A 15999-nucleotide genomic window follows, 5' to 3' on the forward strand; every position below is an offset into this window, starting at 1 on the left:
TTAAAGTTGATTCAAAAAATGGAAACTGTACAATCTCAGCCGATTTTCTACATAAAGATTAATCAGTTGATTTTCTACATACAGAAGATGGAACGGGACTCACAATGTTAACTTTAATAAAGCCGAATGAAAGAATTGCTTTGAAACATGTTGATACGAAACATTGTTCTAATGTAAGTACTTCAAATGTTATTTCTTTTACTTCTAAATCTAGAACGGACGCTAAGTCTCAAAAAAATGTGTTATCTGCTGCTCGTAAGCTAAAGTGGTAGTTTTTTTATTCTATTTTCATATATCCTGTGAATATAATTAATTCATAGGATAGTGAGATAAAGGATATGCCTCAAAATACAGCTGTAGCATTACACCCTTCCAAAACACCTGACAATACCACAAAACACATCCAAACAAGACGTTCCCAAGAATTGGTCATTGGCCTTTGTGGAGCTATTGGTTCTGGTGTCAGAGCATTACAAGAAACCCTTAAGAGTGTTTTAAAAGCATCTGGTTATGAAATACACCATATTAGGGTCAGTAAACTCATATCAAAATTTTCAAAAGATGATCTTAGCTCTCTAAATGGTTATGAAAGGTATAAGCTACTTCAAGATGCAGGTGATGCTCTAAGGTTGGAATACAAAAATGCTTTTCTAGCTGAGTGTGCAATTCAAGATATAACTATTTTTCGAGATAAGCATCATGGAACATCAAGTGATGATGGTGAAGTGGTTAAAACTGATAAAAAAATTGCATATATTATTGATCAGCTAAAACATCCTGACGAGATAAATTTACTAAGAACCGTTTACCCGAATAACTTTTATCAAGTTGCCCTAATTCGAACTGAGAAAGAGCGTAGAGTTAATCTTGGGGACGAACAAATTGACGCATCTGATATTGATGAGCTTATTCGAAGAGATCGAAAAGCTGATATCCCGCACGGCCAACAAGTTGAAAAAGCTCTTTATAGTGCGGATTACTTTATTCGGAATGTATCGAATCAAAGTAAAATAATGGAAGGGTCAGTTTCTCGACTTGTAAGCTTGATTCATGGACAAATTGGTATTACCCCAACATATGATGAAATAGGGCTGTATGCAGCGTATTCAGAAGCCCTAAAGTCAGCATGTTTATCGAGACAAGTTGGTGCTGCAATAATGGATGATAGTGGGCAAGTATTGTCTACAGGATGTAATGATGTTCCAAAGTTTAAAGGAGGGCTCTACGATGCTAATTCTGAACAAGATTTTCGTTGCATACATCAAAAAAGATGCTCAAATGACAAGCACAAAGGCATCTTAGAGTCAGAAATTGAATCAATATTACTTGGCAATAAAGTTACAAGTAAAATAGCAAAAGGGCTGGCAGCTCAAATTATTAATGATACAAAAGCCAAATCTATTATTGAGTACTCTAGAGCCATTCATGCAGAAATGGATGCAATAACAAGCCTAGCAAGAACTACATCATCATCAACTCTCGACAAAACTTTATACTGTACTACATACCCATGTCATAACTGCGCAAGACATATTGTAGCTGCTGGAATAAAGCGAGTTGTATATATTGAGCCATATGAGAAAAGCCTTGCAATGCAGTTGCATGGTGATGCTATTACAGATAGTAATGAACCCAATAAGGTTGCATTTGAACCGTTTGAGGGTGTAGCTCCAAGTCGATATGGAGCATTTTTTAAGTTTAACCAGAAAAGAAAAGATGGCGCTGGAAGAGCTATTGATTTTGATATTATTGATAGTCACCACGTGGAATCACAGTATTTAGATAGTTATCATGACTATGAGTATAAAATTGCTGCAATAGTTGAAGAGAAAATAAATCGGTAAATATCAAAACAGCAGCCATATTTTCAACTTAATATGGCTGTGCACTTCTCTAAAAAGTACAAAACCCTTTATACCATTTTGTGCTTTGAACATAATTAATAGTTGTGTCAATTGTGTACCCACTCTCTATGCCTGAATGAAAAGAGCCATTCATATTGAACCATGCGGTTTTGAAGGTTAACTGAACACACGGAAATGAGTCCATTGTTGCTATGGCTGAGGAATGCTTTTGTAATTGTGATTGGTGTAGAACTCGGATAGCAACAATGTTTTGGATGTGGTTCAGGTATTTGCTTTGATCTTGTAAACCGTAGAAGTCCCGATTTTTAACTGTTCGGCTACAGCTTTTACGGTCAGGCCTTGGGCGAGTAATTCTTCTATCTGTTCTTTGCTGACCTTTATGCTCGGTCTGCCCATGTGCTTACCTTTAGCTTTGGCCGCAGCGATACCTTCTGCTTGTCGCTCTCTGATTAAACCTCGTTCCATTTCAGCCACACTTGCCAGAATAGACAATACGCCCTTCTGAGCGGCAGTCATTGAACCGTAGAAGCTCATTCCCTCTTTATGAAACTGTATGCCGACACCTTTAGAGCTTAGATGTTCTACAAGCTTTACAGCGTCTCCTGCCCCAGAGCGACAGACACGGTCTAAAGAGTGAATATGCAATATATCGCCTTCTCTAAGGTAATTGATGCATTCATCTAATTTTGGGCGCTTGATATTGCTTGCAGATGCCTTTTCTTCAAACACCTTGTCTATTTCAATATTCGGAAATGTTTGACGGTCAGTGTTTTGCTCAATGGTTGAGACTCGAATATAGGCGATATTTGACATTGTGATTATCCATAAAGGTCTAAGAGGATTTGATAATAACGTCTATAAAGTAATATTTCAACCTTTATAGAGTGTATTTGTGTATATCTACAAAGGTATGCTTTTGAGAATTAATGATAGGTTTACCGTAAGTTTACGAAAGACAGCATTATCTACTCTACAGAAAGCAAAAAATATTGAAAAGTTTGTCTTTTTAGATCACTGGGTTAGCTATTTGGAGTTATTTTCTTATCCAAATCTGTGACATTTTATGTCGCTTTTTACTCAATTTTATATATAGTCGTTGTTAGCCAAGCAACTGAAACTATTCAGTTAAATGCTTTTTTTTGTACATGTATAAGGCAAATTTTATATGAAAAACAGCGCTTTCAATAGGACTGATGTACTCAATGAATTACATTCCAAAGGTTTACCTAGGCATATAGCTGAGCGTTACTGCGACAAAACATTATCTGAGATTCTAAATAATGGTTGTATCACAACGGAAACGGCTAAAAGAAAAGCGATTGAATCACCTGTATCGACTAATCGGGATGAAAGAAAAAGAGCAGAAACAGCTGAAGTGTATAAGCAGTTAACTATCAGTAATGCTCATCTGGGTGGTATGCATCGTATTGCAGCATCTTTAATTAAATTAGAGGATTAATAATGTTAGAGCGTATGTACTTTTGTTCAAATCTAATCGACTCAGTAGAGCGCGCTATTGATGAGGGAAATACCGAACAGGCTACCGCCAATTTACAGGCCTTACGAAATCTGATTAATGGCCTTAAATTTGGTGATGCATCAACACTTAAAGTAATAAAAAAAGTGGCTGAAGCAACAGGAGTTGAAGATATTCAAACATTAGAACGTTTAGTCCTAGCTGGATGTACAGTTGCAGCTAGGGGACATGGTACGAGCAAACAAACTTTTGCAGAGCTTCTTAAGCGAGAGGCTGGGATAGCAAGACAAATTACTTTGCCGATGTTAGGAGTCAGATAACATGTCAAAACAGATTCGAGTACCTAAAAGTCTTGTTCCAACAATAGAAGGTATCGCTAGAGAGGCTGGCATGGAGTATCGACATGTAGTGCAATACTTAATTGCTGAAGGGTTAGAAACTTTAAAGCTTAGAGCAAATGCTGTTTCGTCCAAAGGAGTTGATGTTGGGTAAGCGTACAGACCCTAAGACTCAGTCTGAGATCTTAGCCATGATAGCGGCAGGCTACACGCTTGCTGCAATTTCTAAGCAGTTTGGATTGAAGTACCACACAGTAAGGGATATTCAAAAACGACACTGTGTGAAGTCTGGCTCGTTGAAAACTGAGCTTGTTGCGCAATACCAAGAGGCACTTAAGCAATCGTTAACCAGCGAATCAATAAAAGCTCAAGCCTCTTCACTTCTAGTTGACGATCTCGCTCTAGCAACAAAGCTGAGAGGGAAGTTACACGCTTTAATGGATGAGATATCAGATAAACCATCAGACACTAAAGAAGCGGTACAGGTGGCGAGAGCATTAACGGCTATAGCGTCGAGTCTTAAGCTATCAAATGACACGTTAAGAGCGAGCTTTAAGCTCGGAGAACAACCAGAGGAGTCGGACGATTTACCAGAGCTTGTTGTGCGAGAAATGTTAGAAGTGGAAGTACTTGAAGTTAAAACAGCCACACTGGAGCCTTAAAACAAAAAGCACCTCTGCGAAAGGTGCTTTGGACTTACTATATATGAATTCAAATTATACCAAAAATCAGGATCTAGGGCTAGAAAGACAGTATGTAAACAGCTTAGAAAATGAACTGTTAATAGACAAAAGAATGTGCGCAAAAAAAGCTAGTTTAAACCTCGGATTTATTGAAGGCTTGAAAACCCCTAGCCCATTGCTATCAAGGGCTTTCGCTTATAGGGAATCTACTGGAATTGGCTGCTTACCAGTAGATAGTAACAACCCCATGCATAAACCATTATATACAGACCCAAAGAGAGGAAAAGTTAAGCATAGGGAGCCTATTTGTGACAGTGTGGGTAAACCTATTGGTAATCGATATTTCTCAAGAGATTTAGATATAGCTTTTCTTGCTATCGAGCGTCTAAATCAACAGCTTTATAAAGGCTTGATAGTATTTGCTACGGTTGATTTTTCAGAGCAAGGAGAAATTAAATTCAAAAAAGCCTCGCACTTCACTAAATATTTAAGGGAGCAAGGCTGGAAAGTTCCAACTATGGTAGTACTTGAGTCAGGGGCGGTAAAAGGGGGAGGTATCACCCATGCCCACATAGTTACCATAAACACCTCAAATAATGAAAGTAGCCGCAAGCGTCTCAAAGATATTTTGAATAAGCATGCTACAACCGCTTCAAACGCAGTACAGATAAAAGACAGTTACGTAGTTGAGCGCAAATATACAGCGTTAACTTTGACCGAGGAAATTGAATTTGGGACTATGCCGACGACAAAGGATAGTGAGGATTCTTATTGGTTAAACACTTGGAGAGTACGAATTGGTTATAGCGATTGGCTAGATGCTTTGAGGGGTAAAAATAATTATTACTACAAGGTGAAATTACCTGTAAACGGTGGGATAGCGAATTACCTTTCAAAAGAAATTAAAACTGGAAGAAGACTTAGCGAGAGGTTTGCTGTAGTTCATTTAGGTGATACTCGGGGGATCATAAAAAAAGAACTTTTGATGAAGGCTAATGCCTACCGAAAGAGTTATATGTCCACTAGCAGTTAAAGTCCTAGAAAAATGTGACTTCCCTTAATCGAACTGTGAGGTTGTTTTAAAGGCGTTTTTTGAAAATCACCCCAAACAACCCCCAAATTTTATTCGATATTAGATTCCTAATGTACAGCTATTTGAATGCGGAATGATCTTATTAGACATTGCCTGCTCTATTTCATATCTCTTTGCTAGAACAACAAATTCAGCCCAAATATCGTATGTAAGGCAGAGCTTCCTGTTAAATTGCTTGGTATCTGAGCTATTTCTCAAGGCTAGAATAGCAGCATGCAAGCGTAAGTACTCATCACTAGAAGGATTCTTGCGCCTACTTAAAATTTCACCATCCATTGTCCCTTTTAACCACCAACAAAGACGGTTCTTCTTCTCCATGCAATACACTGATATTACGGTGTAATCTTGGTTTACTTTTATGGCTATATACATTGTCACACTCCAAATTAATTGGCGGTAATTTACCAATTAATATAGGGGAGTCAATAATAGAATTCTCAAAGTGAGATCTGCGTAAGGTGTTGAAATGTATGGAGATAAGTAAGTGTTTACTGAACGTGAAGTTTAATATTCGATTATTCGATTATTTGATAATTTGATAATGAACATGGAAGGAATATTAATAAATCCATACGTTAGCATTGTGATGAGTTGGGTATTATTAATATTGAATGAAAGCCGTTTGTTTAATGCTAATGTTAGGGTAAGTTTACAATAGTCTTTATATCCTTGGCTTATTGGAATATGCTCATTAAAGAGTGAGTACCAAACTGTGCTACAAAATGGGATACAAATGGTTCTAAATCGCCCGTATCCATTGTTATAACTGAACTGAATTCGCTGTGAGGGTTGGCTTATCGGCCAGCTCACCTCATAAATTAAAAGCCCGTTTATCGAAAGATAAGCGGGCTTTTTATTGTTTGAAATACGGTGTAATTCTAATCTGCCCATACTGAAGGCAACAAACTCATCCTTTTAGTTTTATAGTTATGTGCACAAATATGCTGAGTAGGGTTTTGTAATAAGGCTTTATCTGCATTTGTTTCACATCGCCAATGAATTCCATAACCACTTTCTGTTGGGGTCAGGTGAACAACGGTGCCAGCGGCAAACTCAAAGTCTAAAACAATTGCGATGCCTTGTTTGTTAGAAATGAAAGCTTCCTTAATACCTATTTGCTCTTCTAAATTATCAATGACTTTTCTTACCTCTTTATTACTTTTAGGGAGGCGCTGGTGTTGTCGATAGAAATCGTTGATAGATTTGCCAGCACTTGATAATTCACGAGTTAAGCTTTGAAATAACCACTTTTTATTGTTATCTTCAAAAAAATGTTGGCTGTTAATATTATGTTCTTCAATTTGTTTTTGAACATTTTCTAACATGACGGCTTTTTGCTGTTCAAATACTGCTTGTTTTTGCTGGTTTTCATTAACTAACTCTTGGTTCACCAGTTTGACACGTAAATCATTAGTCATCATATGCACTAACACTGCGAAAATTATGAGTAAGCTAGATGCTATAAGCAGTTTATAAATTGAAAAACCTTTCGAAAAATCTTTCATGAAGGAGCTGAAAGAGCGGTGTTCTTGACGTTGCCATATCTCTTGTTGCTCTATTTGGCGCCTTTGCTGGGGAGACATGGACAGAGTTTGAGGGTTTTTATGCTTTGAAATTACTTCTTTTGCAATGTTTTCAATTTCTTGTCGTTCAAGCTTTGTTACGTCATCGAGAATATCTAAATAATCAATGCCTAGAGGCGGTAATCTATTTCTTTTAATGCCATAACGCTCGTAATCAAGAGCAAGTACAACATCCTTAATTTCATTAATAATAGCATCACTTGAACTGTTCAAGTTGCCTCCATATCCATTCATCATTTTCATCCTTGAACTACCGCAAAGCTACTATTGTCACGACTGACAATTTTAAACGTATTTTCATTACTATGAAAATATCTAAATACATAGACATTCATTTTATTTATCAATTATAAAAGAAGCAATAAGTCATCAAGTTACTTGTATTTTCATTCATGCTTTACCAGAAGGTAAGCGTGATTATTGTTTGCTTTTATGTAGTCTATTCAAAGTTACGAGTAATAAATGACATGACCACCATGATAAATGGTTAATGAAAGGTTGGTTTCAGCGGCAGCATAAGCGTCATACCGATGATATCCAAGATAAAATGAGTAAAATTAACATAATAACTTTCGATATTTCGAATTTTTGAGCAGTAATTGTTATTAACGAAGAGAGTTGTTGGGTTGTATTTTAGAAGTGGGTGTCATGATAATTTGCTATCTGTAATATAGGTTTACAGATTCAAAAAGTAAAATCCCACTTTTATTCCGCAAATTACTATTCTAAATAGGCTGTTATTCTCTAGTGAAAAATATCAGTACATTATAAAAGGCTATCGAATCTTAATATGAATTAAGGTTGTTAAATCAAAGTGTAACGACTCCTTCTGGGCGTCGGTGGAGTCAAGTTTTTTAGTTTACTATGATCCAATAGTTATGACTTAACCTTTCTAGGCCACTTTTTCATGTATCTACAAAGGTGTTTCGAGTGGAAAAAGTGACAAAGTAAAGCCTGTTTAAAAATCAACCATTCTGTCAATTGACCCTTCAAGCCCACATGAGTATGGTAAAAATCAATGTAATACATTGAAGAGCAAATCCTAATATCCCTAAATACAATTAAATCTACAATTAAATCTACAATTAAATCTGCAATTAAACCGCAATAAAACGGGTGGATATCGTTAGCTGTAGGAAAGCTAAAATCATTAGACTGGCTCCGATGGCAGCAATAGGGGCTTAAGCATAAGAGCAAGATTAAGCTAACCAATTCTTGAACCTTGTTGCGGTAGGATCGTTTATGTGGGCAATGAATTCAAAAGGTGATGGCAACCTTGTGTTAATTAAACATGATGACGAATATTTTAGCGCTTATGCACGCAATGATAAGGTCTTGGTAAGCGGACAAAGAAGGGCTGTAAATTGCAACAATGGGCTATTTAGGCGCGAGTGAATTTATATTGCATTTTGAAACCCGAAAAAGGCAAATCGCGTGATCCATTTCTCTATCTACTCAAACTGTAGCTGTACCAAAGGATACCAGTGAGAGATTTCACTGCCCTTTACACCAATCGGAGATGCCCCTTGTGGTCACTCATCACTCCGATTCAAAAAGCATACTCAAAATGAACCTAGCGGTTTAACTAAGGAGCAAAAGGTGAAAAAACAACTTTCAGTAGTAATAATGGTAATAGTGATTTGTATATTGCCATTTCAATCAGCCCAAGCTAGGACCTGGTTTCAAATTGATAAGCAGAGCTATCTTGACGAAGCTAAAAAGAAATGGAAGCCAAATCAACCTGAGCCTGTCCATCATGCTCATGCGCTCACATCAGGAAAAATAGTGTATTTCTATGATGCTTGGGGAGGTATTAATATTGCTCCTGTGGGGATCTTGTCAGATGGTTCAAATCTTTATGGGCCGACCAGTCAGAATGGTAGAGAGGGGGAGTATATGGTGGAGGTTCTTGGTGACCACAGCACCACAAACGATCTTGTTATACGGTTAATTACCACAAAGATAGGTAATGAAAATAGGTTCTTGAAGTGGGCTCCGCCCTCGGAGAGCGAGTCAAATGTTCTTAGTGACGATATTGCACCTGAAAACAGTCCAATGAACAGAAAGGCTGGGAAATTAGATCGTGCCTACGAAATGAAATTGGAAAAATTCGAGCCTGACGGCAATCGCTTCCGCATTTCCTTTCTTCAAGGTGATGAGGATGGCAGGTTTCGTAAAAAATACTACTTGCACTCCGAGAGAGATGCTAGTGGCGTTCGCAGTCTTGGCTATACCTCAGCAGCTGCTAATTCGGGAGGTAGTTCTAATCGAGCTCCCGCAAACACAGGCTCGCGCCGCTATGATTTTTTCTTTGACATCGTTTCCTTAGCAGTTACAGACACACTTCAGGGAAAACCTAAACGGACTGGAGAGCCTGAAGTGGTCTATTCTTCTAAGAAACTTGGTTCTGGACGATTAAAAGGTGCAAAGTATTTAGCAGAAAACCCTGCAAGTGAAAGCCTTCTTCAGGTTCAAGCTGTTGTGGCAAAGTTTATTCCACAGAATACAACGAGCCACGAGTATCATTGGGAAGTGGGTATGACGATCGAAACAGGTATTAGCTACGGAATAGGTAGTGTCAATATGTCGGTTACGGCGAGCGGAGGCGAATCTAGGAGCACCTCAGATTCGACGACAAGCGAAACTCAAATACCTATCCCTGGAACAACTATTCCACCGAGACATAGTAAGAAAATGAATGCAGACCTTGAAATAGAAATGCTAAATACACCATGGAGAGCGAGGATACTTCGCACTATTAGAACTAGAACGTCAGATCGAGATGAAGAATACGAAATGGATCTAATCATCGAAGTGATAAGCAGGACAGAAAGTGTAAAAGTAATAGGCTGGGGGGATCCGGTATCACTCAATTAACTTAGCTCAGACGTAACGGCAATGTTAAGCTAAACTTATTTCAATAAAGCGATTGTTATTTAAAATAGCAACCGCTTATTTTTCGAATTTTTAGGGTGAAATTATTAAAATCAATAGTGTGAGCAATAGTATGGACCCCCATAATTAATGATCTTTACACATAAATGACAGTAGGCAGTCTCGTTACCATAGGATAAAAGAAGTTTATAAAGGTGTCGGCTATGGATTGTAAAGCAACATTGCCACCCATAGTTAATGGCTATATATCAAACTCCCTACTCACTTTCGTTGCTGCTGAATATTTGTGACTTAATATTCAGTGATTAAAATACTGAGGTTAATGAAGGCCAGAACTGAAAAATCGTTTTTTAACCACTCGTCGCATTCAACAAAAAGCCCGCTTATCTTTCGATAGCGGGCTTTTGATGTCTAAACTATTACCTAAACTAGGGCACTAGTAACGATTAGCAACTATTTGCAACTATTTGCAACTATAAACAAGGATTAGCAAGGCCTAAAAATAGTAACCGAAGTTAATATTAAATCGTTTATTGGTGTCACCATCACCGACCATGGTGCCGCCGATGAATGGCTGGTTCTCAGCGACAACATAGTCGAAGTAGGTGTATAAACCGCCGGCTGAAACCGCCATACCGGTGACATTCATAAAGGTGTCTTCAAGTGAGGCAGACTTACCCGTCACTAAAGAATAATCATTGTAGAAGGTGAGGTTAGATACTGGGCCAAAATCGACTGGTAAGCTGTAAGCCACATTAGCGATGTAAGTGGTCGCTTCTGCTGGGATTGAGTCATAGAAGTGGTAAGCGGCAACCACAATACGGTCGACATCCATGCCATCAACATCGTATTCGTAATCTGTTACTTGTAATTTCACGTTCCAGCGATCGTAATCGAGAATACCGTGAATAGCTGCTGCAAAGTTGTCACCATCGGTGCCGTTGGCTATTTCTAGTTGGCCTGCTTGTACAGAACCACCGAGTTCAACACCCAGTTTATCGAAGGTGAAGTTGTGCGTATAACGCAGGTTAAAGGTATTCACCTCACCTGCTTCATAACCTGCCGTTGGTGCATCGTAAGCATCTTCACCGTCTAGACGAATACCCACAACATCGTAGGCGTAACGGTCTGTACGATCTGACACATATCCGTCTATACCACCTTGCTCATCGTTTTTGTAAAAGGCAATGTCAAAACGGTTAGCGTCGCTTTTATAGGTGTAGTTCAAACCCATATCGTGGTCATCTTCAAGGCCAAGATAAAAGTTAGAGCTAAAAAAGTAGTTGTTTGATGCGTAAGTTAGCATGCCGAATGGCACTTGGGTGACACCGATTTTACCTTGTTGGTGTTCATCAAAGTTATAACCAATCCAAGCGTGTTGCACTACATTCATGTACTCAAACCAGCGGTACTGAGCTGAATAAATTAAGTCACCGTAACTGCCGGAAACATCGATACGGAATAGGTCAAAGTCAAAATCGCCACCGCGATCGGCGTTGGCATCATTAAAATCTTCATAGGAATAATTAACACGGACAGCGCCGCCAAAATTAACTTTGGCCTCTGTTGTTTTGCTGACCTCAACTTCTTCGACGACTTCGTTAACAACTGCAACTTCCACTTCTTCAATAACCTGTGGTTGTTCGGCTGCTTTTTTCTGTTGAGCTTCTAATTGCTCAATGCGCTCTTTTAATGCTTTCAGTTCTTCTTCAACAGTAGTTGCATTGGCACTAGTTGATAATGCTAAAGCGATACAAGTCGCGGCAAGGGTATAACGAGTCATCATTTTTCCTTTGGGGGGAAGTTAAGGAATGTGTAATATATGTTAGCAGAAATGGGGTTTTGCTAATAGGATGTTTGCTTGATGCTGTTGTCTGTTATTGAGTGCGATGGTTGATGTAGGTCACACTTATGGCATAAAACCGTGTTTAGAAGAGGGGCTGTATTCTAATTATGATGGCATTAATAGGATTAGATAAATGACGACTCATGGTTCAGAGTCAGATACATTGTTAGGGCAAAGGTGTCGTTTGGGAAAGAGAGCTTATTAATGCTGCAAAGGGGATTCAATGTATCCCCTTTTATTCAAACTTGAGGAGTTAGGACGCGTCTTGGTCGTGATGTTGCTTTAATTTTTGGAACAATACATCTTTTAAATTAGCACGCTGTACTTTTAACTGATGCATATGCTCATCATCAGTTGGGCTTCCTTCAACTTCTAACTCGCGTATCTCGTAATCTAATAAGTGATATTGTTTGGATAAGGTTTCGAACGCTTTGTCTTTGTGATTCAAATAAACAATGTCTTTCTTAAACTCAGGAAAGTCGAAAATAAGTGCATGATTCTCATTTAACATAGGCAACCCTTGAAATGGTGAATTGAAATTCTTTATTTTGAAACTGAATTTACTATAGCACTATGAGGTTTAGGAAAGGGAGAAGTTTGAACGGTTTAGCGATCTGGCTAGCAAAAATAATAGCCATGAATATGCAAGGAAGAGTCGTCAGTGGAAGAATGTAAAACGCCTTATTAAATGCTTAATAAGGCGTGGAATACAGCAAATAACACATTATATAATCGGCATTTTCGTGCTAAATCGCACGTTTACTGTATTGCTGCTCGAAATTAAATGAACTCATTTTCATGGTGCGGATAGAGTCAATCCAGCCAACAACAAACGGCACCAAAGTCCAGCTGAATACTAAGTAAAGACTGCCTTTTAGGTATTGACCTAAATAGAATTTATGTAGCCCTAAGCCGCCAAATAAGAACCCAAACCATATTGCCCATTTCTGATTTTTAATACGGATATTCGGATCGATCCCAGCAAGTGCGTCTAATCCTTGAGTTGCCTGACATTGAGGGCAGCTGATTAAGTTCGCGTCGATTGTCTGGCTGCATTGTGTGCAGGTTATTTGAGGCATTACAAACTCCAATGGTCAATATTGCTAATGAGGCATTATGAGTACAAGTGTGCGCTCAGTTCTAGTGTTCTAGATCTCACTATTAAAATAAAAAATTGAGCTAACAATATAAAAGGGAGCTTATGGTGCTGGTGGCTAACTTGGGTTTAATTTAATTAGCTTAGGTTAATGTGTTTTATTGTTTTAACCGATTGTAATTTAATAATTTAATTTTAATGCTACATCAGGGTTGAGCTACGAATATTTTGATAATTTATTACCTTATGTTAATTCGTTCATGCCGATGTCGCTTTCACTTTTTTATGTAAAAAAATACACTTGTTAATTTTGTTGGGGGCGGTTGTGTATGTTGTTGCGGTGGTTTTGTAAACAATTAGTCAATTAGCGTAATTTGAGTGAGCGACGGAAAATCATTAAGCCCTTTTTGCTGATTGAGTCAATCAATCATGGATCTATTCAGTATTGAAATGACCTTATTGTACTGCTATTTGAGACAATTAAACTCACGAATGCCCCTTATTTTCTTACCTTGTTCTCTCGTAAGATAGCGCCCTATTTTTTAAGAGGCTTATTCAGGTGAAACATAACATTTGGTTGCTACAGACTTGGTTGTTACAGATCTGGCTGCAAAACGTTTGGAGGCAAAAAGCTAAGGCGCAAAAGTTAATGGTGCGGTTTACCATATGTTTAATCACGCTGTGTGGTTTTCCCCCCACCCTGGTTTACGCACAAAGCGATGTACTCGCCTCAAAGAGCGAGTTAACAAATGTCGCTCCTCAATGGGTCGAAGCGCCATTAATAGAAACGGCTATACCTCAAAAAGACGTTGATAGCAGTCATATTGAAGTCGATAAATCACCACGTTTAAAAGTTGGGCTAGCACTGAGCGGCGGCGGAGCTAAAGGTGCGGCCCATGTTGGGGTGTTGCGCTATCTTGAAGAAAATCAGATTGCGGTAGATTATATTGCTGGCACCAGTATTGGTGCTTATGTTGGTGGGCTTTATGCGTTGGGCTATAGTGCTGATGATATTGAAGAAATCATGCTAAACCTAGATTGGACCAGTGGTTTTGATGATGCGGTGCCGCGTAAGGCATTAAATTATCATGATAAACAAGATTTTGATCGGTTTAATCTTCCTTTTGAATTTGGTTCGCTTGATGGTGAGATTCTTATGCCTCAGGGCGTACTTCGTGGCCAGACAATGGGTAATCTATATATTCGCTCAGCAGGCTTGGTGCCTAAGCAAGACTCGTTTGACAACCTTGCAATTCCGTTTAAAGCGATAGCCACTGATATCAGTAGCGGTAATGCCGTGGTACTTGAATCTGGTAACTTGTTAAAGGCATTGCAGGCGTCTGCTTCAGTTCCTGGCATATTACAACCTGTAGAAATAGCGGGGATATATTTAGTTGATGGTGGGATGGTGAGTAACATGCCTGCGGATACCGTTAGAAAAATGGGCGCAGATGTCGTTATTGCGATTGATATTGGCGCAGAACTAGCGCCTAAAACTGAGCTAAAAGATAGCTTCTCCATATTAGGCCAGCTTTCTACCATCATGACTCGCGCGAATGCGGTTCAGCAAATCGAAAATTTACAACCACAAGATATTCTTATTCGACCAGACATTAGCCTGCTAGATACGACAGACTTTAGCAGCATGCCACTGGGTTTTAGTAATGGTGAGCAGGCGGCGATTGAACATCAGCAACAATTATTATCACTGCAAGCAACGCCGGAATACTATCAGCAATATCAATCTCAGCGCCTAGCTTATAAGCAATCATTACTTTTATTCCAGCAGCAGTCTATCCACCAGATAACAATGGTCAATAACAGTATGGTGGATAACAAGCAGATTGAATCGGCTTTTGCCGTCAAAGAGGGTGATAGACCTAAGGCTGAAGATATCGTTGCAGCAATAGATAGAGTGTACGCATTAAATGAATTTGAGCGAGTAGAAGTCGAAACTGTCCGTGACGACGATAATAATAAACAACTGGTACTCAACGCGCAGCAAAAAAGTTGGGGGCCTAATTTTTTTGATATTGGGTTTTCATGGGAAGAAGACTTTGGTGAAGTGTCTGATTTGAAGCTTGATTTGATGTATACGATGAATAATGTGGCCGGCACTCGTGCTCAATTGCGTTTCGAACTCACCTCTGGGCGAGAAAAGTTACTGGCCGCTGAATACCGCTTACCTTTAGATGCACTCGATACTTACTACTGGAAAACGCGATATCAATTCTCTCAAGAGGAGCAATTGTATTACTGGGATAACGAACGTGGTCTCAGTACAGATAATAGTGCTCACCATGTCAGCACAGCGATTGGCATTAATTTGATTAATGACATGATTTTTGAGTTAGGTTTTTCGGCTGAAAAGGGCAATATTGAAACTGATTCAGTGTTTAACTTAGATATTGATTATGACACTTATTCTAGTTTTGCATTGCTAAGCTATGACTCATTAGACAGTTATAGTTTCCCCCGTGAAGGCACCTTGCTTTATCTTAGAGGCGCCTATAATAAAGATAACTTAGCATCTGTTGTCGTGCCTATTCTAGGTGAGATGCTTGATGATACTGAACTGTTTAATTATGAGTTTGTTTTCAAACATGCTCAAAGTTACAGGCAACATACATTAATCAGTAAAGTTAATCTTAGTGGTACTGACAGCAACCAAGTAAGCTTAATTCATACCCATAAATTGGGTGGTTTTCTCAACTTATCCGGCTTACATAAAGATGCCTTAGTCGGCTCACAGTTAGCTTATGGGTCTTTAGTGTACCAATATCGTATTGATTGGCATGGGTTCGGAGGTAAAGCCATTCCAATATATCTCGGTGTCTCAGCTGAGATGGGCAATGTTTGGCAGTATAAGAGTGAACGAGATTTAGGCGATCTCATTTATGCGTCGAGCATTTTTGTCGGTACTGAAACTGAGTTCGGGCCTGCTGTTTTAGGTGTAGGTATAAATGACTTGCATCATAAAACGGTATACTTGACCCTAGGGAAGATCTTTTAAATCAGCTTAAATTGGTTTTACTTACCTGCAAAATGATGCGGGTCACAGTTATCAAAACTCACCATTGTAGAGTGTGAACAACATTACAGTATAGAGGCGTGAAAGCACGT

The 15999-nt window shown here is 38.8% G+C and carries 13 protein-coding genes; 8 read left to right on the plus strand and 5 right to left on the minus strand.

Annotation, left to right across the window (positions count from 1 at the left end):
* Positions 1-338 precede the first annotated feature (338 nt).
* Positions 339-1844: an anti-phage dCTP deaminase gene (locus AB4153_RS19070; protein ID WP_371998388.1), complete on the plus strand. Its 1506-nt coding sequence runs from the start codon at positions 339-341 to the stop codon at positions 1842-1844.
* Between the two features lie 282 nt (positions 1845-2126).
* Here the strand turns inward: AB4153_RS19070 and AB4153_RS19075 are convergent, their stop codons facing one another.
* Positions 2127-2678 (minus strand): recombinase family protein, encoded by a 552-nt coding sequence (locus AB4153_RS19075; protein WP_371998389.1) that lies wholly within the window; start codon positions 2676-2678, stop codon positions 2127-2129.
* A gap of 352 nt (positions 2679-3030) precedes the next feature.
* Here AB4153_RS19075 and AB4153_RS19080 point away from each other — a divergent pair, with 352 nt between their 5' ends.
* From AB4153_RS19080 to AB4153_RS19100, 5 genes are read left to right on the plus strand one after another with little or no spacing between them, the layout of a single operon-like run.
* Positions 3031-3324: a hypothetical protein gene (locus AB4153_RS19080; protein WP_248956538.1), complete on the plus strand. Its 294-nt coding sequence runs from the start codon at positions 3031-3033 to the stop codon at positions 3322-3324.
* A gap of 2 nt (positions 3325-3326) precedes the next feature.
* Positions 3327-3662 carry a hypothetical protein gene (locus AB4153_RS19085; protein WP_371998390.1) on the plus strand — a complete coding sequence of 112 codons (336 nt, stop codon included), beginning with the start codon at positions 3327-3329 and terminating at the stop codon, positions 3660-3662.
* Position 3663: 1 nt separating this feature from the next.
* Complete coding sequence (locus AB4153_RS19090) at positions 3664-3834, plus strand: hypothetical protein (protein WP_248956536.1); 171 nt, start codon at positions 3664-3666, stop codon at positions 3832-3834.
* A complete protein-coding gene (locus AB4153_RS19095; RefSeq protein WP_371998391.1) occupies positions 3827-4342 on the plus strand; it encodes a helix-turn-helix domain-containing protein in 516 nt (171 codons plus the stop codon). Before AB4153_RS19090 ends, AB4153_RS19095 begins: the two co-directional genes overlap by 8 nt.
* Entirely contained in the window at positions 4311-5396 is a 1086-nt protein-coding gene (locus AB4153_RS19100; protein WP_248956534.1) for a hypothetical protein, read from the plus strand. Before AB4153_RS19095 ends, AB4153_RS19100 begins: the two co-directional genes overlap by 32 nt.
* Positions 5397-6334: 938 nt before the next feature.
* On the opposite strand, the gene AB4153_RS19105 is transcribed toward AB4153_RS19100, so the two are convergent.
* Positions 6335-7252 (minus strand): hypothetical protein, encoded by a 918-nt coding sequence (locus AB4153_RS19105; RefSeq protein WP_371998392.1) that lies wholly within the window; start codon positions 7250-7252, stop codon positions 6335-6337.
* Between the two features lie 1386 nt (positions 7253-8638).
* Between AB4153_RS19105 and AB4153_RS19110 the strand changes: the two genes are divergently transcribed.
* The gene (locus AB4153_RS19110) at positions 8639-9916 is read left to right on the plus strand and encodes a hypothetical protein (RefSeq protein ID WP_303517277.1); all 1278 of its coding nucleotides are present in this window, start codon (positions 8639-8641) and stop codon (positions 9914-9916) included.
* Between the two features lie 514 nt (positions 9917-10430).
* On the opposite strand, the gene AB4153_RS19115 is transcribed toward AB4153_RS19110, so the two are convergent.
* The 3 genes from AB4153_RS19115 to AB4153_RS19125 form a co-directional block, all read right to left on the minus strand.
* Positions 10431-11717: a carbohydrate porin gene (locus tag AB4153_RS19115; RefSeq protein WP_371998393.1), complete on the minus strand. Its 1287-nt coding sequence runs from the start codon at positions 11715-11717 to the stop codon at positions 10431-10433.
* 316 nt (positions 11718-12033) lie between these two features.
* Positions 12034-12291, minus strand: coding sequence for a YdcH family protein (locus AB4153_RS19120; RefSeq protein ID WP_371998394.1), 258 nt, complete (start codon positions 12289-12291; stop codon positions 12034-12036).
* Positions 12292-12526: 235 nt separating this feature from the next.
* Positions 12527-12859: a TM2 domain-containing protein gene (locus tag AB4153_RS19125; protein ID WP_102527680.1), complete on the minus strand. Its 333-nt coding sequence runs from the start codon at positions 12857-12859 to the stop codon at positions 12527-12529.
* A gap of 576 nt (positions 12860-13435) precedes the next feature.
* Here AB4153_RS19125 and AB4153_RS19130 point away from each other — a divergent pair.
* Complete coding sequence (locus tag AB4153_RS19130; protein WP_371998395.1) at positions 13436-15889, plus strand: patatin-like phospholipase family protein; 2454 nt, start codon at positions 13436-13438, stop codon at positions 15887-15889.
* Positions 15890-15999: the final 110 nt, after the last annotated feature.

Source organism: Shewanella sp. 10N.286.52.E4, assembly GCF_041468785.1.
Classification (GTDB): domain Bacteria; phylum Pseudomonadota; class Gammaproteobacteria; order Enterobacterales; family Shewanellaceae; genus Shewanella; species Shewanella electrodiphila.

Bases quoted from the DNA above. Each gene is read 5' to 3' on its own strand.
- AB4153_RS19080 (WP_248956538.1), top strand. From the start codon at position 3,031: ATGAAAAACAGCGCTTTCAATAGGACTGATGTACTCAATGAATTACAT.
- AB4153_RS19120 (WP_371998394.1), bottom strand. From the start codon at position 12,291: ATGTTAAATGAGAATCATGCACTTATTTTCGACTTTCCTGAGTTTAAG.
- AB4153_RS19115 (WP_371998393.1), bottom strand. From the start codon at position 11,717: ATGACTCGTTATACCCTTGCCGCGACTTGTATCGCTTTAGCATTATCA.
- AB4153_RS19090 (WP_248956536.1), top strand. From the start codon at position 3,664: ATGTCAAAACAGATTCGAGTACCTAAAAGTCTTGTTCCAACAATAGAA.
- AB4153_RS19075 (WP_371998389.1), bottom strand. From the start codon at position 2,678: ATGTCAAATATCGCCTATATTCGAGTCTCAACCATTGAGCAAAACACT.
- AB4153_RS19085 (WP_371998390.1), top strand. From the start codon at position 3,327: ATGTTAGAGCGTATGTACTTTTGTTCAAATCTAATCGACTCAGTAGAG.
- AB4153_RS19070 (WP_371998388.1), top strand. From the start codon at position 339: ATGCCTCAAAATACAGCTGTAGCATTACACCCTTCCAAAACACCTGAC.
- AB4153_RS19125 (WP_102527680.1), bottom strand. From the start codon at position 12,859: ATGCCTCAAATAACCTGCACACAATGCAGCCAGACAATCGACGCGAAC.